We start from the raw sequence: 21,770 nt of genomic DNA on the forward strand, positions 1-21,770 counted from the left end.
TTATGGATTACAAATCCACAGCTCTAAAGTCTGGAAAATATTCCTGACTAACGATTAAGAAATCCACGTTCAGAGCATCTTGATTAAATCGTGATCTATATTCTTTAAGATGGCCGTGTTTATAAACCACGGCCCTGAGCGCTGAGGGTCTTCTCCTCAAATTTTTTAAAACAGACTCACCTGATTACTCGGAATCTTGAATAAAGTGTGGTCTAAAATAATATCCTTTACATTTAAACCATTTAAGCGGCAATGCAGCCTGAAATTATCTCTGATCATTTGAGAAATATTTCCATCTCCACGCATCCGGTCGCCAAATCTGCTGTCATTTACCTGACCACCATGGCAACTCTGAATCATGTGCCAAACTTTATCAAAACGGTCTGGAAAATTTTTTTGTAGCCAATCTTCAAATATCTGTCCAATGGCTCCATTTAGCCTCACCACGGTATAACCTGCTTTAATGGCGCCAGCATTTGCTACAGCTTTTAAAATTTTAGGAATTTCATGGTCGCTTAAACCAGGGACAAGTGGAGCAACCATTACCCCCATAGGGATTCCATCTTTACTCAATTCTTCTACAACCTTTAAGCGTTGTTTAGCAGTTGTAGTGCGGGGCTCCATTACCTGCCGTAAATCTTCGTTTAAGCTATTTATGGAAACATAAACCATGCAGAGATTTAGCTTCGCCATTTCTTGCAGAATATCCCGATCGCGAAGAATGAGTGAATTTTTGGTAATCATACCAATGGGCTGCTTGTAGGCCAATGCAATTTCAAGGAGCTGCCTGGTGAGTTTAAACTTTCGTTCTGCAGGTTGGTAGCAATCAGTATTTCCCGAAAGAGAAATGGTGGTGGCATCCCAACCTTTTTTCTCTAAGAACTTTTTAAATAGTGCTGGGGCCTCCTTTTTAACAATTATTTTCCGCTCAAACTCTATTCCTGCGCTATAACCCCAATATTGATGTGAGTTGCGCGCATAACAATAAGTACAACCGTGTTCGCAGCCCTGGTAGGGATTTAAAGAATAAGCCATGCCCACATCGGGGCTATCAACTTTGTTTACAATGGTTTTCGAATTTTCAAAAATAAAGGAAGTTTTACGATCGCTTTCCTCCCAATCGTCTATTCCTTCATCATGCTCCTTTACGTAAACATCTTTTAAAAATTTATTATGTGGATTAACCTGAGCACCCCGTCCTTTAAAAGATTGTTTTTCTTCTTCGCCAATCATAAATTAAAATTACTAAAAATATTAGCAATTTTAATTTCTAAAAAGGGTTACTTTTCAACATTTTTAGTTTTAGATCAATGCTCCGTTTCATATCTTCCCTTACTTATTCTTCGGGAGCGGTACATAGTCCATCGGCACCATATCGGCCACTTTTTCATAAGCCCAGAAACCTTCATATAAGAGTGAACGGGAGTCGTAAATACCACCATTTTCATAGAAACGAACGCCTTCGCCGGTTAAGTTAGCAACAGAAATTTCATTTTCCGGTACATCCAACGGTCTAAAAATCCAGAAACCGGTATTAGAATAAGCCAGAGATTCCTTCTCTTTGGTATACTGGATCAGTAATGCGTCCGTATAACTAAGATATTTTAAATTCTGGTTAAAATAGTGCACTAAAGTATCGGTAAGTACCTCCGCTCTCGAAAATTTATCAATGGTTCGGGGCATCTCTTTTTGTTTGGTCCAAAAGGCGAGCAGTGCGGTGTCTATTTTACCTTTATTCTGCCTGATGCCCGTTTTCTCGGGTACGGCCTTAATCTTTTCTAAATTGGCATTAATTAAATATTCAGGATACCGGTTAGGATTGGGCACCTTGATCATCTTATTAATGATAAATCCTTCTTCCTGTGTTTTGTTGGCATAAAGCGAACGGAAGAAATGTTGTGAAGAACCATAATATGCCACCTCTCTGGCGGCGATATACTTTTTCTTTTTGGCTGCCGATGCTTTTAACTCTTCAAAAAACGGATGCCCGGAATAGTAAATAATGTGTGTTCTGGAATTATATTCGAAACGATCGAGCATATATTTTAGGCGATAACCTAAAGCTTTATTCTCAACAATCAGAAACTCGGTTGTAGAAACCGTTAAGGTACTTTTGGTAATGTCGAAATCTACATTTAAAACCTGTGAATTTAATATCTTGCACTGTGAGGCATTTGGGGTTTTCCCGATAAAAAAGTCTTTAAATTGGTTGATATATTTCTGCCGGTTAGGATCGGCCCTAATTACAACTTCTTCCAGTTGTGCAACATTTTCTTTCAAAACCAGCTCTACCTGCACCGATTTATCGGCGATGATTACACTTTTAGAATAGGGGAGGTAACCAACCAGCTGAACGAGTAGATCGTAACTGCCTGGCTTTAGGTTGGATAGTTTAAAACGCCCGTTATTATCGGCCATTGTTGCGATTTTATATCCACTTAAATAAATACTTGCGCCAGGTAATCCATCTTTTTGATCCCTAACCAAACCACTAATCGAGAAGGTGTTTTGAGCAATGGCATTAGTACCCAAAACAATCAGCGTAAGGGCTACTAAAAGACTTTTAATCATGGAGACGAATGTAACCAAAAGAGGTAATATTTATTAAAAACACAAAATATTTTTAACAATTTTAACATTTGCAATTAATCGTCATTTCGAGCGGAGTGCAACGGAGTCGGGGAATCTATTGTAGATCTCTCCATTCCACTACGTTTCAGTCGAGATGACGACTATTTCCAAAACAGATCAAGTTCGTTATAAAGATCATTTTCGATTTGAAAACGAAAGGTCTGTTTTTCATGGCTGGAACAGTCCCGCCATCGCTTGTAGTCCTCGTTACGCTACGCTTCACTGTGGGCTACCCGCTCTGTCGGGTTTATTTAACAAAGGTAGGTACTGCATGGTTCCCAAAACTTAATTAGTAATTGATTAATATCGTTATTTCGAGTGACCTAATAAAATTTGTCATCCTGAAGGTTAATTTATTGTATAAAATCAATATAAATGACGTGATTTTAAGGAAGTGAATAGCGTCGGGGTATCGTCATTTCGACCGCAGTGGGAGAAATCTTTGAACTATGTTAAAAGATTTCTCGCCCGAAAATTCGGGACTGCGCTTCAGTCGAAATGACGACAGATTATTCTAAATACGTCAATGATAGCGAGCGAAGGATCTTTAAGAAGAGAATTTATTCAAATAGACCAAGCGAAGAGTGAAAATTGTTTTCGGTTTGAAAACAGAAGGTCTGTTTTTCATGGCTAGAACAGTCCCGCCATCGCTTGTAGTCCTCGTTACGCTTCGCTTCACTGTGGGCTACCCGCTCTGTGGGGTTTATTAACAAAGGTAGGTGCTGTATGGTTCCAAAACCCTCATAGTATTACCGGCCTTGCCGGCTAAACCAGACCAAAGTGAAAAACCCACAGCCCGAAGAATGAGGGCGAGGATTTGTAACGAAGGGCGGGGCTGCTGAAACCAAAAAGCACTGTATTTGCTTTTCAAAAAAAGAAAAATGGCTTCTGATCGTTATATCTCTCTGTATTAACGATATTTCTACTTTTTTTCCACTACACTAACCGGTGGTAAATAATCCATAGGTACACTGTCGGCAATTTTTTCCCAGCCCCAATAACCAGAATAAATCATCGAACGAGGGTTGTAAACAGATCCGTTTTCGTAAAAATATACCGGAACAACTTGTAAGGTAATGGTAGAAATCTGGTAATCTGGCATATCTAATGGCCTTGCAATAGACAGGCCGATCCGGTTGGCATAAGAAGGATCTTCCCTTTCTTTGGTGTAAACAACATAAAGTTGATCAGTAAAATTGAAGCTTTTAATACTTTGGTTCCCCACGTGTACCAATGTATCCTGCGTTACCGGAGTGCGGCTTAAAATAGAAATCCCATTTGGAAGATTTTTCTTTTTTATCCAATAGCTCAAAGAATCTCCAGGCGTAAAAGTTAATGTACGTGTTAAGCCATCCTGTACTTTTGTTAAGCGTTTAATGTTGGCATTAATTATACTGTCGGAAGGTTTACCCGGATTTGATATTGTAACCAGTTTATTAATAATAAACCCTTCTTCGGTGGCGCGGTGATGATAAATGGATCTAAAAAAGTGTTGTGGAGAACCTAAATAACTGGTAATCCGCTTTTGCTCCCAAATTTTCTTCCGGCGTGCCGATCCTTTTAAATCTTCGTAATACGGGAAACCTTCATAATAAATGATCCTGGTTTTACTATCGTATTCAAAATTGTTCAGCAGGTATTTAATGCGGTATCCAAGCGCCTTGTTTTCAATAATCAGAAATTGGGTGGTTTTTACTGTAAGTTTATGTTCCTCTTTATCGTAATCAATAATCAGTACGTTCGGATTGATGAGTTTACATTGTTCTGCATTGGGGGTGGTGCCAATAAAATACCCCTTAAACATGGCAATATAATGTTCCCTGTTCGGATCGGGTTTAATGGTTACTTCGGCCAATTGGGTTACACTTTCTTCAAGGATAAGGTCCAGTTTTACGGCTTTATCAGCAATCACTACATTTTTGTTTAAAGCTTTATAGCCGATTAATTGTACTAAAATATCGTAGTTACCAGGTTTTAGTGGTAGTGTGTATGTGCCATCATTGTTAGAAACGGTTGCAATTTTATAACCACTTACATATACGCCCGCACCAGGTAAAGCCTCACCATGTTTATCTTTAACTATACCTGAAAGAATATAACTTTGTTGAGCAGAACAAAATTTACCGACGATTAATAATGAAAGTAGAAGTATAAAAGATTTCATTATTTAAATATAAACTAATTTATTAGTTTTAATAAGCTGTGAATGTAAAATTATTAGTGCTTCTGCAAATTTCGTTTTCCATCAGATGGTAACATCTGACGGCACATCTATTGGTGCTTTTTTTTGTGGTGTCAGATATTACTATCTGACACTGAATCAAATTAATATATTATTTATCTTTTATAAAAAATATAAATACAGCTTAGTCGGGTGGGAACACCTGACTACACGTAAAGTTGGCCAGAAAGCTTGGAATCTTTATGAGGCGAGCAACTCCCGTGCATTTTCCATAGCCGATGCGCCTGGGTTTTTCCCGCTTAACATTTCAGCAATTACCCCAATACGTTCTTCTTGTTTAAGTTTACGGATGCCGGTTGTGGTTTTTCCGCGGTCTTCATTTTTATGAACGAAGTAATGCGATATGCCTTTAGCTGCAATTTGTGGTAGGTGTGTAATCGAAATTACCTGCATATTCTGTCCTAAATCGGCAATTACTTCTCCAACTTTTAAAGCGGTTTCACCAGAAATTCCGGTATCAATCTCGTCGAAAATAATGGTTGGTAACGAAGTGTGTTTAGCCAATAAAGCTTTTATGGCCAACATCAATCGTGATAACTCACCACCAGAAGCTACTTTATTCACCGGTGCAGGCGCCTGGCCGGCATTGGCTGTAAAGAGGAGATTTATTTCATCTAAACCATCTTTATTCAATTCGTTCAACACTTTTTGGTCTAAAACCAATTTAGCATTAAGCATACCTACCTGTTTCAAAGTAATACCGGTTTGTTCCTCAACCACTTTAATTGCTTTCTTGCGGTTGGCACTCAATTGGTCAGCCTGTTTATGCAATTCTATTTTAAGCTGATCGATTTCTTTCTGCAGTTTTTCGATATGTTCATCAGAAGATAACAGCTTGTTCAGATTCTCTTCCAATTGTTTTTGAAGTGCCAGTAATTCGGTATTATTGGCAACCCGGTGTTTCTGCTGGAGTGAATAAAAAAGATCCAGTCTTTGATTGACCAGTTCTAAACGATCGGCACTATGGATAGTATTCTCTTCAATGCCAGAAACCTCATCGGTAATATCTTTTATTTCGATAATCGATGAGCGTAAACGTTCGTACAGCACATTAATTGCCGGATCGAATTTTTCTATACTCTGTAATTGTGACGAAGCTTCTTTTAAAATCTGGAGAGCAGAAGGTTCACTTTCATTAATTAACCCCGAAGCGGTAAGTAAGGCTTTTTTTATGGTTTCGGCATGCGTTAAACGTTCTAACTCTTGCTCTAAGTCTTCCTGTTCACCTTCCTGTAATTTTGCCTGCTCGAGTTCGTTAAATAGAAATTGCTCATAATCTTGCTTATTTCTCGCTTCGTCTGCCTCACTCACCAGTTTCTTCAACAGATTGGTATCCTGTTTTAATTTTTTAAATCCGCTGCGGTAATTAAATAGGAGCGACTGATGGTTAGCTAGTGAATCGACAATTAAAAGTTGAAAATCGGCATCGTTAATCTCTTGCGTTGCATGCTGAGAATGAATGTCGATCAGCTTTTCGCCAACTTGTTTAAGAATGGATAAATTAACCGGTGTATCGTTAATAAACGACCTGGTTTTACCGTCTATAGATATCTCCCTACGTAAAATGCTTTCGTTAGAGAAATCTAAATCATTTTCTTCGAAAAATTCTTTCAGGTTTTCATCTGCCAACGCAAAACTTCCTTCAATAACACATTTTTTATCCTGATTAAAAAAGTACTTGCTTTCTGCCCGCTGACCTAAAATTAGCGACAATGCCCCTAAAATGATAGATTTACCAGCGCCTGTTTCACCAGTGATAATATTTAAGCCTTGATCAAATTCGATATCGAGACTGTCAATTAATGCGTAATTACGTATAGAAAGTTTTTGTAGCATAGCTAAGCAAAAATATCAAAATTTATTCAACAGGTGAATACAAAACAAAAACAGCGAAGAATAATCTTCGCTGCTCATGATCTGGTTGGTTTATGTGTTATTTATTTTATTGAAATATTAATTACATTATCATCAGCAATTTTTAAGTTGCCTGCCTGAACATAACTTTTTACTGCTATTTGATCAGCGCTGGTAAAATCAGATTTTTTATAGGTGACCACTGCATTTAGTGTGTTTAAGGCTTTAACGGCACTTGTAAAATCTTGATTATGGTATAACATAACTGCTGGAGTTACTTGTGAGCTTTTATTTCCACCTTCTACTTTTTCCTTTTTCTCTTTCTTCTCCATTTTCTCTTTCAGCTCTTTTACTTCGTTATCAAATTTTTCTTTCAGTTTTTTGTATTCTTCAGTCTGTCTTACCTTACTATTGGTGTTATTGTTGTCGTTGTAATAAAATACTGTGCCATCTGGCCCTTTAAGCATATTTCTGTTTCCTTTAAATAGCGAATCCGAATTTAACCTTCTCAATCCTGATAATTTTGCGATATCTCCTGATTTTAAAGCCTGCGCACTGATACTCTCAATTTGCGCTCTAAATTCTGGCGTATTGAATTTAGCAGCCATATCTTCGCCCATTTTTTTCCATTTGGCTTGTGCTTCTGGTGAACCGAATTCTTTAGCCATATCTTCACTCATTTTTTTCCATTTGGCCTGGGCTTCCGGAGAATTCATTTTCTTTTGCATCTCTTCTCCAAGTTTTTTCCATTTGGCCTGTGCTTCTGGTGAATTGTATTGTTTAGCAATATCTTCTCCGAATTTTTTCCATTTAGCCTGTGCTTCTGGTGAGTTATATTGTTTGGCTATATCTTCACCAAATTTTTTCCATTTAGCTTGCGCTTCCGGAGAATTATACTCTTTATGGATTTTTGCCAGCAATAGCGAATCGTTGAACTTAAATTTAAAATTACTGTCGGTACGCAGTCTGTAGATATTTTTTCCTGCAAAAAGCTCATCCCTGTAAAAATCTTTTCTTAAGCTATCAGGCATTTCTTTTACCGAGTTGTATTCGGTTTTTTTACCATCCGCATCAATGGTTACAATTTTAATTTTACGCTTTTTAGTGGTATCAGTGCAAACAATGGTTTTTATATCATGATGGTTAATCACACTCAAAACCTCAATTTTAGGCGTTTTTTTAGTTTCTTTTTTCTTTTCTGTTGGATTAATCCAGGCAATAGAAAACAAGCAGGCTACCCCTAAAGTTAAGGCTGCCATTTGTTGTTTGGCGTTTAAATAATTTGTTTTCATGTTGGTTATTCTTTTTATGCGTTGATATAAATTCTGGGTTTTACCTGTTGCTGCCAGTGCATAAGCCGGACTGTTTTTGTCTTTTAAGAGTTCGAGTTTAAGTAGGGCATGGGCATAATTCAATGGTTTTCCGGTAATTTTTAATACCAGATCATCGCAGGCATGCTCGCGCTCAATATGTATAAATCTACCCGCCATCCACACAAATGGATTATAGAATAATAATGTTTCTATGGCTGTTTTAATGAGGTTCAATAAGAAATCGTTTCTTCTGATATGCGATAACTCATGGATTAATATCGCTTCTACCTGATCGTTGTCTAATTGGTTTACCAGTGACAATGGAAATAATACCACTGGTTTTAAATAACCGATAACCAAAGGCACATTGACAATGGAAGACAGATGGAACCGGATAACTTTATTAATTTTAAGGTGGGCCGTTACTTGCTCGAAAATGGCTTTCCAACTATCTGGAATAGCACTTAAACTTTCTTTTTTTAGTTTTGAAAGCTGACCATAACCTTTAACGATGACGAATAACTGAAGTAAAATACCAATAGTGTAAAATACGACTACCACTGGGAAATACTGCTCTGCCTTGCTGCTAAAACTGGGTGGCAGGTTATTAAAATATTGGTAAACCTGAATATTTTGAGGGTTGATTGTGGGAGCTTGATTATTTACATTCAATGTTAACTGATGAATGAAATTATAGCCAAAGCCAATAAACATTAAAATGATGGCGCCAAAAGCTAGGTTGTGCTTATATTTTGCTGCCAGCTTCGGAATGCTTAACATCACGATAAATAGGATGCCATAAATAATGGCGCTTTGCCAAAGTGAGTTTAAAATACTCCAGCCAAATGCTTTGATGAACTGTTGTAATAAAGTTTCCATAACGGTGGTTTTAATTTTTTATACGGGGACAATCCGAAAATTTTACTGTTTTTTAGGGATCTAAACCCTACACCTTTCAACCTTCAACACTAACCTTACTTCAGGCTATCTAGATATTTTTTTATTTCGTCAATTTCATCTGCACTTGCACTGTGGTTACCCAAAGCCTGCATTACCAATCTCGCTGCCGATCCGTTAAATACGTTATCGATCATTTTATTTACCAGTTGTTTTTCAGTTCTATCCTGACTAACCAATGCTTTATAGATATGCGTTTTTTGATTAGTATCTCTTTCTACCATTCCTTTTTCGTGGAGAATCTGCATCAGTTTTAAAGTTGTGGTATACCCGGAGTCTTTTTTATTCAATGCCTCATGAACTTCTCTTACCGTTGCATTCCCCTTTTGCCAAAGCACCTGGAGGATTTCCATTTCACCTTCTGTTGGTTTGATGTTATGATTAGTCATATGTTACAAGTTGTACGAATTATTTCGTATTCAAATGTACGAAGATATTCGTAAGATCAAAATATTTTAACAAATTTTTAACTTTTTAGGTTAATTGTCGAAACTGATTAACAGGTAACTGTGCTATAAGACGCATGAAAAGGTAGAATGTTGCATCTATGAAAAGGATTAATGTTGGGTTAACTGTATAAATTGGTTAATTGGTTAACTGTGCTATAAAAGGCATGAGCAGGTTGGCATATTGCATGCTATTAGACTATAGAAAGGAGAGGCCCCCTATGAAAAACTGACTTAAGTGATTAAACCTGATTGATGTGGATACCGGCCAGTGTTTAAGGCCTGCAGCCATCCGCCTGAACGAACGGGCAGGTATGAACGAAAGCAGGGCTGGCTTTAATTAAAATGCTGAGATTGCTTTTCTAAAAACTAACACAACAAGTAGAGAGACTACCTAATGGTTAATTGTTTGAACTGGTTAATTGGTTAATCGAAAAGTAATTTATCAAATCATGAATTATCAAACCAATGAGCAGTTTAGCGTGTTTGGCGCATTGCGATCAATTAACCGATTAAAACAATTAACCGCTTAACCAAAAAAACTAATTCTTCTTCAGCCCCTCGTACTTGCCAATATTCGCCGGATCGATTTCTGCCAACATATTATAAGCTTTCATGCGTTCCTGACCGTTTAGTTTAGAAAGTACATTGGTTACTTCTTCGGCCTTAGATGCAAAGTAAACATTTGGGAAAATAGACCCCAGTTTCTGTTTATCCATTTGCTGGAGGGCGGGTAGGGCTGCAACAATTTGCGTAAGGCCCTTATCATTATCCGTAAGTTGATCCAGTCCATTTAAATGGTAATTATAAATGAAATTGCGCAACTCACTAAAAATAGGGTTCAAAACGTTTTCATTAAACCAAAAGCGATTGCGTAAACCATCAGCTGCTCTCCAGCCGGTATTGCCCGAGGCTTGCGCCAGATTAATGATGTTCTGTGCTTTTTTGTAAAAAGGAGTTCCACCCAATTTGCTAAAACTATCTTTATCCAGTCCGATAATGGTATAAGCATAGTAGGTGAGGAGGGCACTGATATTGGAAATGTAATTCTGATCTGAAAAGTCGATTGTAGCGCCATCGTTGAAATTAAAATCGAAATTCTTATCACTCATATTTAACAAAGTGCTGTTATAAGAGCTGTTAAAAACCGGGCGACTGCTTTGAATCTGTGCTTCAGCAATATATCCAGAGCCACCATCCCATGAATTGATGGTGATGATAAAACTACAGTCGATCCGTTCCTGTGGCTTATAACTTTCGTTGCTGAACTTGTTGTTGTTTAAAAAATCGCGGATTGTTTTTTGCAAAGCATCTAAAGTTGGCTTACTGATATTCGAAACCTGGGGAGCCAGCAAAGTTACCCTTGCATTCAATTCCTGGGCCTGTAGTTTTCCGAAACCAACCAATAACAATATCCAAACAATCTTTTTTATCATTTCGCAATTTTTAAAATGGCAGCACATATATCTTTAGCGACATCCGTTTTCGATTTCATCTCAAATACAGTCCGTTCTAAAGCTTTGTTAAAAATAGTAATTTTATTGGTATCAGATTTAAAACCTGCACCCTTATCATTTAAAGAATTTAAAACCACGAGATCTAAATTTTTCTTCTCTAGTTTGCCTTTTGCATAATTCTCCTCATCGTTGGTTTCTAAGGCAAAACCGACCAAAATTTGATGTTGTTTTTTTGCTGCACCTAAAGAAGTAAGTATATCCGCTGTTTTTTCCAGTTCCAAAACTAATCCGCTATCCTGTTTTTTTATTTTTTGAGTGGCAACCAGTTTAGGGCGATAATCGGCCACAGCGGCACACATTACGGTAATATTGGTTTCAGGAAATACAGATGAACATGCATCGAACATATCCTGGGCACTTAGTACATCAATTCTTTTTAAAGTTTGATTAGATTTTTGAGCTGTTGGTCCGGCAATTAAGGTAACATCGGCTCCAAGCCTGGCTAGTTCATCAGCAAGGGCAAAACCCATTTTACCAGATGAATGATTGCCTATAAAACGTACCGGATCAATAGCCTCATAAGTAGGCCCGGCAGTAACCATTACCTTTTTGCCAAACAGGGGCATCGATTTTTTAATGGCATTGTTCAGAAAAGAAACAATTTCTTCAGGTTCTGCCATCCGGCCTTCACCCCAGAGTCCGCTGGCCAGTTCGCCATTGGCAGGTGCTATCACGGTATTGCCATAGCTAATAACACGTTCGATATTGCCTTGGGTAGTTTCGTGTTTCCACATATCAAGGTCCATAGCCGGGGCTACATAAACCGGGCACTTGGCCGAGAGATAAACAGCAGTTAATAAATTATCGCAAATACCTGTTGCCAGCTTAGCCAGGGTGTTAGCACTTAGTGGAGCGATGATGATTAAATCGGCCCATAAGCCTAACTCAACATGGTTGCTCCATACGCCGGTTTCTTCTTCGAAGTATTGCGTATAAACAGGGTTTTTAGAAAGCGTAGCAAGGGTAAGTGGTGTAATGAAATTAGCACCATCAGGGGTAAGAATAACCTTTACGTTTGCACCAGCTTTTACAAGCAGCCGAACTAAAAAAGCCGACTTATATGCTGCGATGCTACCGCAAACGCCAAGGATTATATTTTTATTTTTTAGCATAATGCGCAGAGTACATAAGGCACGGAGCATAGAGCGTAGTGCTAAACGCTTTGCCCTAAACGCTATGCGCTACGCCAGTTACTTTTGTTCTTTAGCAGGATTTCTGTGATAAATTTTATCGTTCAAAAATTCATCAATAGCAACCAAAACAGGCTTAGGCATACGCTCGTAGTGCTTGCTGATTTCAATCTGCTCGCGATTTTCGAAAATTTCTTCTAAATTATCGTTGCTTGATGCAAATTCTGCCAATTTACCATGTAACTCCTCTTTAACGTTATTCGAAATCTGATTTGCTCTTTTAGCAATCACCACTAAAGATTCGTATAAGTTATCTGTAGTTTTATCTAAATCGTGTACGTTTCTGGTTACTGTAGTATTTGGTACAGCAGGTTTGTTAGTATTCATGTGTTACTTGTTTTTAATATTCGTGTTATCAGCATTAGTTGGTTTTGTAGAAACGGTATCCTTTAGTTTACCATTTCTAATCAGCATCTGCTTGTATTTTTCCTGATCAGCAGCATATAATGCCAATTCTTGTTTTGTAGCCGCAATCCCCGCCTCAACATCATCCTTAAGGAGTTTTGCTTCTTTTGTAAATTTGCTGTCAGGGTGATTTTCAGTAAACTCAGTATATAAAGCAAGTGCTTCATTATAACGGTCTTCCTGGCGGATGACATAACTGTTTTTAGCGTATAAATATTGTGCCTTAATCATTAAAAAGTCCATTTCCTCAGCATATTTAATATCTGGGTAATCTCTTTGCGCATTTTTTAAGGCAATAACCGCTGCTCTGTAATTATCTACATTACTTGGTCCGGTGGTTAAGTACATTTTAGCGTTTTCAAAAGCTTTATCCTCTAATTTACCCCTTAACGTGGCAATATATTTACCAGCAGCTGCAGCACGATCGCTGGTTGGATATAAGTTGATGAATAATTGTAGTGCATCAATAGCTTTATAAGTGTTTTCCTGATCCAAAGAAAAATTCGGCGATTCTAAATAGAAACAATAAGCACCCATATATCGGGCTTCTTCAGCATTTTTACTTGCCGGATAGGTATCTGCAAAACTTTTAAACTGGTATCTTGCAGTTGTATAATCACTTAATCTGTATAAGGTGTAAGCATAATAATAGTTCAGATCCTCAGCTTCTGCACGGCCACGGTATTTTTGAGAAAGATCTTCAAAAAGCACCAATGCTTTACTGTAATCGCGTTTATTATACAAACGAAGCGCCTCCTGGTATTTTTTTGCAACGTCATTACTCGCTCTCAGTTTTTCGAAACGACTTTTACAACCCGCAATACCCAAAGCGGCAACAAATACTAAAATAATTAAGTGTTTAACTTTAAACATTCTGCAAAGATAATTAATAATACGATAACATCAATAAAAACAATTGGCCGCTAAGCTATGCAAAGCAATTCAGTACAATATAACAGTTAACAATTTTTAACATATATATAATGTAGCCTATTTATCAGTAACATCTTGTTTGCTGCTTATACTATATATATGTATCGGATGCTTCCGAAGTTTTAAACGGGTGCAGAGGGAACTTCGGAATTCGATTCAGGCCACATAAGTTATTCCTACCATATATAAGAGTGCTTTTGTTTTTTTAGCAAAGCAGTTTGGGTGCTACTATATAGGTTTGTTCCCGCTTTTCATTACAAGTCCTCGCTTCGCTGTGGGCTTTTCATTCCAATCGGGTTTAATTGGCAGGGACTTCCGGGGTTTTAAACGGCTAGGTGCAGGGAATACTCTGCAATTCTGATGCCTCTCGTATGGACATGTCTTTCTGGTGTTGTTTTTTAGGCATTTTGCTAGCTCGCTTTAATAAAAACACAGGTTTTCCCGAAGGACGTTGTCAATCCCAAGGGCCGGGGAAATCAAAAAAACAGATGCAGGGCAGTATAAACGGTACTAACAAACCTAAAACGCAGTGGTTTTGTGTTCATGAGTAATAATTTTAAGCCTTTACGGGCATTGAACACAAAAACAAAGTGCCGCTGTTTTTTTGATGAGTGTGGGATTGTGTAAAAGGCCCCTGGCTGGATTGACAAAGCGCTTTGGGTACTTTGGCGCTCCAAAGTACCATGCCCCCGCGGCAGAGAGCGGTAAAAAATCTTTACAATTCATTGTGTCCACACAATAAGTCTGAAGGGGAGGCAACCTGAAACACCCTTTCGCTCAAAAAGTTTTACCCATCGCAACATTTTTTCTTGTTGAAAACCATGTGTTTACGTTAAACCCCACATCATTCTGTAAAAAAGCTTTGCAGGAGCGATTAAATTTCCTACTTTTGCATCCCGCTTCGGAGGAAGGGTTTTAATGAAAAGATGGCAGGGGGATAAGGAGAGCGGATTTATTTTAAAATAGATCTTGCGGGTGAGGAAAAGATTGCTACCTTTGCAGCCCGGTTCGGAAGAACGGGAAGCTAAATCAAATTAGCGTATTGAAATAAGGGAGAGGAAGAAAAAGAAGATCAGAAAATAAAATTTATTTTATTTGTGGTTTCAAAAAAGATCCTTACCTTTGCACTCCCAACGATAAGTAAAGGGAAAATAATCGGAACGGCGGATGTCGGGAAGATAGAAAAAAAAGATTGAAACGGGGTGAAACACAGGCTGGACGAAGAAGACCGGCTGAAACTGAAACCGACGATATATAAAGACCAACCGCGAGGTTAACGGTCAATAAGTTCTTAAAAGAGATGTCAATGTAGCGTAGCGAGGTAATGGAGTACTGATCAAAGTACATGATTACGTAGCTTTATTTTAAAGGTGGTGTCTAACAGACAACATAACAAAAAGAAGACTATTTTTAACAATAGTTAAAACTGGTCAGCATCTTACAACACATTTTACAATGGAGAGTTTGATCCTGGCTCAGGATGAACGCTAGCGGCAGGCCTAATACATGCAAGTCGAACGAGATTATCCAGCTTGCTGGATATGAAAGTGGCGCACGGGTGCGTAACGCGTATGCAACCTACCTTAATCAGGGGGATAGCCCGGAGAAATCCGGATTAATACCGCATAAAATCACAGCACAGCATTGTGTAATGATCAAACATTTATGGGATTGAGATGGGCATGCGTGTCATTAGCTAGTTGGCGGGGTAACGGCCCACCAAGGCGACGATGACTAGGGGATCTGAGAGGATGACCCCCCACACTGGTACTGAGACACGGACCAGACTCCTACGGGAGGCAGCAGTAAGGAATATTGGTCAATGGAGGCAACTCTGAACCAGCCATGCCGCGTGCAGGAAGACTGCCCTATGGGTTGTAAACTGCTTTTATCCGGGAATAAACCTTTCTACGTGTAGAGAGCTGAATGTACCGGAAGAATAAGGATCGGCTAACTCCGTGCCAGCAGCCGCGGTAATACGGAGGATCCAAGCGTTATCCGGATTTATTGGGTTTAAAGGGTGCGTAGGCGGCCTGTTAAGTCAGGGGTGAAAGACGGTAGCTCAACTATCGCAGTGCCCTTGATACTGATGGGCTTGAATGGACTAGAGGTAGGCGGAATGAGACAAGTAGCGGTGAAATGCATAGATATGTCTCAGAACACCGATTGCGAAGGCAGCTTACTATGGTTTAATTGACGCTGAGGCACGAAAGCGTGGGGATCAAACAGGATTAGATACCCTGGTAGTCCACGCCCTAAACGATGAACACTCGCTGTTGGCGATACACAGTCAGCGGCTAAGCGAAAGCGTTAAGTGTTCCACCTGGGGAGTACGGTCGCAAGATTGAAACTCAAAGGAATTGACGGGGGCCCGCACAAGCGGAGGAGCATGTGGTTTAATTCGATGATACGCGAGGAACCTTACCCGGGCTTGAAAGTTAGTGAATTATCCAGAGATGGATAAGTGAGCAATCACACGAAACTAGGTGCTGCATGGCTGTCGTCAGCTCGTGCCGTGAGGTGTTGGGTTAAGTCCCGCAACGAGCGCAACCCCTATGTTTAGTTGCCAGCACGTTAAGGTGGGGACTCTAAACAGACTGCCTGTGCAAACAGAGAGGAAGGAGGGGACGACGTCAAGTCATCATGGCCCTTACGTCCGGGGCTACACACGTGCTACAATGGATGGTACAGAGGGCAGCTACATAGCAATATGATGCGAATCTCACAAAGCCATTCACAGTTCGGATTGGGGTCTGCAACTCGACCCCATGAAGTTGGATTCGCTAGTAATCGCGTATCAGCAATGACGCGGTGAATACGTTCCCGGGCCTTGTACACACCGCCCGTCAAGCCATGGAAGTTGGGGGTACCTAAAGTATGTAACCGCAAGGAGCGTCCTAGGGTAAAACCGATAACTGGGGCTAAGTCGTAACAAGGTAGCCGTACCGGAAGGTGCGGCTGGAATACCTCCTTTCTGGAGTAGCACCGCCTACTCGCCACGCAACATGATATTTCTAATTAAGGTAGAGGGTAATAAGGCTGAAGGTAAAAGGTATAGGGTTTAAGGCCTTACATTAATTAACCTGATACTTGATACTAAATACTTTATAAAAAAAGAGAAAAAAAGAAACACCCAGAAGAAAACGGTGTGCAATAGCAATAAAGCGAAAGCATAACGGAGATGAAGATGGGGAAAGCCAAAGGAAAAGCAGTAGCGGTAAGATACTATATACTGCATACTATAAGCCGACCTTAAATCAACAGTCCCGTAGCTCAGCCTGGTTAGAGCACTACACTGATAATGTAGGGGTCTCCAGTTCAAATCTGGACGGGACTACACGTTTTAAGTTTACGATTGGCAGTTTACAGTGGACAGTTTAAACTGAAAACTAACAACTGTCAACTGGTAACTAAAATCTGGGGGATTAGCTCAGCTGGCTAGAGCGCCTGCCTTGCACGCAGGAGGTCAACGGTTCGACTCCGTTATTCTCCACCATTAAAGGTTGAGGGTTAAAAGGTAGAAGGTGTAGGGTAAGACCTATAGCTGAACCACACCACAACAGAAATAACACCTTATTATCGGGATAGATAATATACATTGACATAAAGATTAAGAAAGAAATTGCCGAAGGGGCAAAACAGGAAACTGTTGAATGGTTCGACTCCATGATTTTTACTAATAAGGCTGAACCGAGGCTTAGTTAGGGGACAATGAAACCCTCTACCTTTATACCCTCCACCTTCAACCTTAATAAAGTTCTTTGACATATTGGAAGAAGTTAAAAAAGAAGAGCAAACAACAATAGGCGACTGTTGTGTTTGTGCTCGCTTGAAGGGAGAGCAATCAACCAACAAGTATGAGACATCATAACAAGAGCAAAAAAAGCATACTGTACGGCGCAAAAGGCGTACAAGTAGAAGAAAGTAATAAAGAGTACACGGGGGATGCCTTGGCTCTCAGAGGCGATGAAGGACGTGATAAGCTGCGATAAGCTTCGGGTATTTGCAAATAGGAATTAATCCGAAGATTTCCGAATGGGGCAACCCGGCTAGTTGAAGACTAGTCACATATAATGAGCAAACCTGCCGAACTGAAACATCTAAGTAAGCAGAGGAAGAGAAAATAATAATGATTTCCTAAGTAGTGGCGAGCGAACGGGAAAGAGCCCAAACCTACTTTGTTACGGCAAAGTGGGGGTTGTAGGACTACAATGTGGCATTAGCAAACAGAAGTGGAATGGGATGGGAAGCCCAGCGATACACGGTGATAGCCCGGTACACGTATAGAATGCTAGCCTAGTAGTATCCTGAGTACCGCGAGGTCGGAGACGCCTTGTGGGAATCTGCCGGCACCATCCGGTAAGGCTAAATACTCCTGAGAGACCGATAGTGAACCAGTACCGTGAGGGAAAGGTGAAAAGAACCCCGAACAGGGGAGTGAAATAGAACCTGAAACCGTGTACTTACAAGCGGTCGGAGCGTACAAGTTGCGTGACGGCGTGCCTTTTGCATAATGAGCCTACGAGTTACTCCTCTCTGGCAAGGTTAAGTGTCTAAGGCACGGATCCGAAGCGAAAGCGAGTCTGAATAGGGCGTATAGTCAGAGGGGGTAGACGCGAAACCTTGTGATCTACCCATGGACAGGTTGAAGGTGCGGTAACACGTACTGGAGGACCGAACCGATAAACGTTGAAAAGTTTCCGGATGATCTGTGGGTAGGGGTGAAAGGCTAATCAAACTGGGAAATAGCTCGTACTCCCCGAAATGTTTTTAGGAACAGCGTGGATATTAAGTTTAATAGAGGTAGAGCTACTGATTGGGTGCGGGGGAGTCAAATCCTACCAAATCCAGACAAACTCCGAATGCTATTAAATATGATCTGCAGTGAGGCGCGGGGTGCTAAGGTCACGCGCCGAGAGGGAAAGAACCCAGACCATCAGCTAAGGTCCCCAAGTTACAGTTAAGTTGAACTAACGAGGTCCGATTGCACAGACAGCTAGGATGTTGGCTTGGAAGCAGCCATTCATTTAAAGAGTGCGTAACAGCTCACTAGTCGAGCGATCGGGCATGGATAATAAACGGGCATTAAATTGTACACCGAAGCTATGGGATTGAAATATATCGGTAGGGGAGCATTCTAGCGGCAGCGAAGGTATCTGGTAATGGGTGCTGGAGCTTCTAGAAAAGCAAATGTAGGCATAAGTAACGATAAGGCGGGAGAGAAACCCGCCCACCGAAAGGATAAGGTTTCCTGATCAACGCTAATCGGATCAGGGTTAGTCGGGACCTAAGGAGAACCCGAAGGGGAAATTCGATGGACAACTGGTTAATATTCCAGTACTTTTTATAACTGCGATGTGGGGACGGAGTAGTGACACTGCCGCGATCTGACGGAATAGATCGTTAAAGGCTGTAGGTATTAGAACGGTAGGCAAATCCGCCGATCTAGCTGAACGCTGATAGTACCACGAGGCTTCGGCTGAGTGGATAGCGCAGGTAATCAGACTTCCAAGAAAAACCGCTAAGCTTCAGGTTATAAAAACCCGTACCGCAAACCGACACAGGTATCCGGGAAGAGGATTCTAAGGTGCTCGAGTGAATCATGGCTAAGGAACTCGGCAAAATGGCCCTGTAACTTCGGGAGAAGGGGCGCTGGCAGCAATGTCAGCCGCAGTGAAAAGGCCCAGGCGACTGTTTAACAAAAACACATGGCTTTGCAAAATCGAAAGATGAGGTATAAGGCCTGACACCTGCCCGGTGCTGGAAGGTTAAGAGGGGATGTCATCCGCAAGGAGAAGCATTGAATCGAAGCCCCAGTAAACGGCGGCCGTAACTATAACGGTCCTAAGGTAGCGAAATTCCTTGTCGGGTAAGTTCCGACCTGCACGAATGGTGTAACGATCTGGGCGCTGTCTCAGCCATGAGCTCGGTGAAATTGTGGTCCCGGTGAAGACGCCGGGTACCCGCAACGGGACGGAAAGACCCCATGCACCTTCACTACAATTTAACATTGACATTGGATACAGGATGTGTAGGATAGGTGGGAGGCTTTGAAGCGGCGTCGCTAGGCGTCGTGGAGCCAACGTTGAAATACCACCCTTTCTGTATTCGGTGTCTAATCCGATCTTATCGGAGACATTGTTTGATGGGTAGTTTGACTGGGGTGGTCGCCTCCAAAAAGGTAACGGAGGCTTTCAAAGGTAAGCTCAGTACGCTTGGTAACCGTACGCGGAGTGCAATAGCATAAGCTTGCTTGACTGTGAGACAGACAAGTCGATCAGGGTCGAAAGACGGATATAGTGATCCGGTGGTTCTGCATGGAAGGGCCATCGCTCAAAGGATAAAAGGTACGCTGGGGATAACAGGCTGATCTCCCCCAAGAGCTCATATCGACGGGGAGGTTTGGCACCTCGATGTCGGCTCGTCACATCCTGGGGCTGGAGAAGGTCCCAAGGGTTCGGCTGTTCGCCGATTAAAGTGGCACGCGAGCTGGGTTCAGAACGTCGCGAGACAGTTCGGTCCCTATCTGTTGTGGGCGTAGGAATTTTGAGTGGGGCTGACCTTAGTACGAGAGGACCGGGTTGGACTAGCCTCTAGTGAATCTGTTGTTCCGCCAGGGGCATTGCAGAGTAGCTACGCTGGGAATAGATAAGCGCTGAAAGCATCTAAGTGCGAAACTAGCCACGAGATGAGAATTCCATATAGGACCGTAGAAGACTACTACGTTGATAGGCTACAGATGTAAAGCTGGCGACAGCACAGTCGAGTAGTACTAATCATCCGAAGCTTTCAAAGCAAACAGACTGTTGTTTGTTCTTCATAATAACTTCTTTCAATACTGTTTAAGGTTTAAGGCGAAAAGGCTTAAGGCGTAGGGTTTACCCTCCACCTTTATACCCTCTACCTTCTACCTCAATAAAATATTTAGGTGCCTATATCGGTGGTGTCCACCTCTTCCCATTCCGAACAGAGAAGTTAAGCCCACCAGAGCCGATGGTACTGCGGTAACACGTGGGAGAGTAGGTCGGTGCCAAATCTTAAAAGAAACCCTTTAGCAGTAATGCTCAAGGGTTTTCTTGGTTATATACAAGGCTATATAAATCCCGGAGCGGGTTTAGGTCCAATAAAATTGAAATAGAACAAAGGTTTAAGGCGAAAGGCTTAAGGCGTAGGGTTTACCCTCTACCTTTATACCCTCCACCTTCTACCTCAATAAAATATTCAGGTGCCTATATCGGTGGTGTCCACCTCTTCCCATTCCGAACAGAGAAGTTAAGCCCACCAGAGCCGATGGTACTGCGGTAACACGTGGGAGAGTAGGTCGGTGCCAAATCTTAAAAGAAACCCTTTAGCAGTAATGCTCAAGGGTTTTCTTGGTTATATACAAGGCTATATAAATCCCGGAGCGGGTTTACGTCCAGTACAATTGAAATAGAACAAAGGTTTAAGGCGAAAGGCTTAAGGCGTAGGGTTTACCCTCCACCTTTATACCCTCTACCTTCTACCTCAATAAAATATTCAGGTGCCTATATCGGTGGTGTCCACCTCTTCCCATTCCGAACAGAGAAGTTAAGCCCACCAGAGCCGATGGTACTGCGGTAACACGTGGGAGAGTAGGTCGGTGCCAAATCTTAAAAGAAACCCTTCAGCAGCAATGCTCAAGGGTTTTCTTGGTTTATAGGCATTTCCTTCCAGCCGTTCGCTATCTTTTTCTACCATTAAGGAATGAAGAAAGTTAAGGGACTGTTTCATAATAATCTTCTTAATGCGCTTAACTTCTTAATGGTAAATAAACCTGGATTAGTTTCGGATCATTAAGAAGTAAAGAGCGTTAAGGTTTGTTCCCGCAGATAGCGCTGATCTCCGCAGAGCCCTTATCTATTGGCCGTTTATTTATTGAAATAAAAAGTTGAGGCGTTGACAGCATGTTTCTTAATGGTTTTAATTGCTTTAAGTTTAAAAGCATTTCTATCAGCGGTTATTTTCTACCATTAAGGAGTTAAGAAAAGTTAAGGTAGTTGGATGCCGGAGTTTGCCCCATAGCCCTGATGGAAGTGGACACGAAGCCAATTCTTCATTGGCGGAGTAAAACGGACAGCAGGACGGAACCAGACATACATTTTACTGCTATTGCGCTCCAAATAATAAACCCAATGGTAAGCGCTTTATATTTCTTGATTAAACACTTTGCATACAATAAATAAAACCGTTTGTATTAATGTTGATAATTTCAATCATATTTAAAACTGATTTCGTGCTAAATATGTTAATATCATAAGGTT

General features: G+C 40.8%; 10 protein-coding genes, 2 tRNA genes, 5 rRNA genes and 1 pseudogene. 8 read left to right on the forward strand and 10 right to left on the reverse strand.

Features of this window, described 5'->3' with window-relative positions; translation table 11 throughout:
- Positions 1-165: 165 nt before the first annotated feature.
- The 5 genes from QF042_RS07845 to QF042_RS07865 all read right to left on the reverse strand — a co-directional run bounded on the left by QF042_RS07845 (position 166) and on the right by QF042_RS07865 (position 8,919).
- A complete protein-coding gene (locus tag QF042_RS07845) occupies positions 166-1,233 on the reverse strand; it encodes a PA0069 family radical SAM protein (protein WP_307526979.1) in 1,068 nt (355 codons plus the stop codon).
- 99 nt (positions 1,234-1,332) lie between these two features.
- Positions 1,333-2,571 (reverse strand): carboxypeptidase-like regulatory domain-containing protein, encoded by a 1,239-nt coding sequence (locus QF042_RS07850; RefSeq protein ID WP_307526980.1) that lies wholly within the window; start codon positions 2,569-2,571, stop codon positions 1,333-1,335.
- A gap of 982 nt (positions 2,572-3,553) precedes the next feature.
- A complete protein-coding gene (locus QF042_RS07855; RefSeq protein ID WP_307526982.1) occupies positions 3,554-4,795 on the reverse strand; it encodes a carboxypeptidase-like regulatory domain-containing protein in 1,242 nt (413 codons plus the stop codon).
- Positions 4,796-5,053: 258 nt separating this feature from the next.
- Positions 5,054-6,709: a DNA repair protein RecN gene (gene recN / locus QF042_RS07860; protein WP_307526983.1), complete on the reverse strand. Its 1,656-nt coding sequence runs from the start codon at positions 6,707-6,709 to the stop codon at positions 5,054-5,056.
- 101 nt (positions 6,710-6,810) lie between these two features.
- Complete coding sequence (locus tag QF042_RS07865) at positions 6,811-8,919, reverse strand: M56 family metallopeptidase (protein WP_307526985.1); 2,109 nt, start codon at positions 8,917-8,919, stop codon at positions 6,811-6,813.
- 6 nt (positions 8,920-8,925) lie between these two features.
- Here QF042_RS07865 and QF042_RS26315 point away from each other — a divergent pair.
- Positions 8,926-9,012, forward strand: a pseudogene (locus tag QF042_RS26315) (hypothetical protein); the annotation flags it as partial.
- Positions 9,013-9,014: 2 nt separating this feature from the next.
- Here the strand turns inward: QF042_RS26315 and QF042_RS07870 are convergent.
- The 5 genes from QF042_RS07870 to QF042_RS07890 all read right to left on the reverse strand — a co-directional run bounded on the left by QF042_RS07870 (position 9,015) and on the right by QF042_RS07890 (position 13,428).
- Positions 9,015-9,386 (reverse strand): BlaI/MecI/CopY family transcriptional regulator, encoded by a 372-nt coding sequence (locus QF042_RS07870; RefSeq protein ID WP_307526986.1) that lies wholly within the window; start codon positions 9,384-9,386, stop codon positions 9,015-9,017.
- A gap of 599 nt (positions 9,387-9,985) precedes the next feature.
- Positions 9,986-10,879 (reverse strand): DUF4835 family protein, encoded by an 894-nt coding sequence (locus tag QF042_RS07875; RefSeq protein WP_307526988.1) that lies wholly within the window; start codon positions 10,877-10,879, stop codon positions 9,986-9,988.
- The gene (coaBC, locus tag QF042_RS07880; RefSeq protein ID WP_307526990.1) at positions 10,876-12,072 is read right to left on the reverse strand and encodes a bifunctional phosphopantothenoylcysteine decarboxylase/phosphopantothenate--cysteine ligase CoaBC; all 1,197 of its coding nucleotides are present in this window, start codon (positions 12,070-12,072) and stop codon (positions 10,876-10,878) included. The genes QF042_RS07875 and coaBC overlap by 4 nt, the downstream gene beginning before the upstream one ends.
- Positions 12,073-12,150: 78 nt before the next feature.
- Positions 12,151-12,477 (reverse strand): DNA-directed RNA polymerase subunit omega, encoded by a 327-nt coding sequence (locus tag QF042_RS07885; RefSeq protein ID WP_029287811.1) that lies wholly within the window; start codon positions 12,475-12,477, stop codon positions 12,151-12,153.
- 3 nt (positions 12,478-12,480) lie between these two features.
- On the reverse strand, positions 12,481-13,428 hold the full coding sequence (locus tag QF042_RS07890) for an outer membrane protein assembly factor BamD (protein WP_307526994.1): 948 nt from the start codon (positions 13,426-13,428) through the stop codon (positions 12,481-12,483).
- A gap of 1,512 nt (positions 13,429-14,940) precedes the next feature.
- On the opposite strand from QF042_RS07890, the gene QF042_RS07895 reads away from it, so the two are divergent.
- From QF042_RS07895 to rrf (QF042_RS07925), 7 genes are all read left to right on the forward strand, one after another.
- A 16S ribosomal RNA gene (locus tag QF042_RS07895) occupies positions 14,941-16,462 on the forward strand.
- Between the two features lie 288 nt (positions 16,463-16,750).
- Positions 16,751-16,825, forward strand: a tRNA-Ile gene (locus QF042_RS07900).
- Positions 16,826-16,907: 82 nt separating this feature from the next.
- Positions 16,908-16,984, forward strand: a tRNA-Ala gene (locus QF042_RS07905).
- A gap of 422 nt (positions 16,985-17,406) precedes the next feature.
- Positions 17,407-20,283 (forward strand): 23S ribosomal RNA (locus QF042_RS07910).
- A gap of 129 nt (positions 20,284-20,412) precedes the next feature.
- Positions 20,413-20,524: ribosomal RNA gene (rrf, locus tag QF042_RS07915) — 5S ribosomal RNA — on the forward strand.
- A 185-nt stretch (positions 20,525-20,709) separates the two neighbouring features.
- Positions 20,710-20,821, forward strand: a 5S ribosomal RNA gene (gene rrf / locus QF042_RS07920).
- A 185-nt stretch (positions 20,822-21,006) separates the two neighbouring features.
- Positions 21,007-21,118: ribosomal RNA gene (gene rrf / locus QF042_RS07925) — 5S ribosomal RNA — on the forward strand.
- The 16S, 23S and 5S rRNA genes sit together here with 2 tRNA genes alongside, the layout of an rRNA operon.
- Positions 21,119-21,770: the final 652 nt, after the last annotated feature.

It is taken from the genome of Pedobacter sp. W3I1 (genome assembly GCF_030816015.1).
Taxonomy (GTDB): domain Bacteria; phylum Bacteroidota; class Bacteroidia; order Sphingobacteriales; family Sphingobacteriaceae; genus Pedobacter.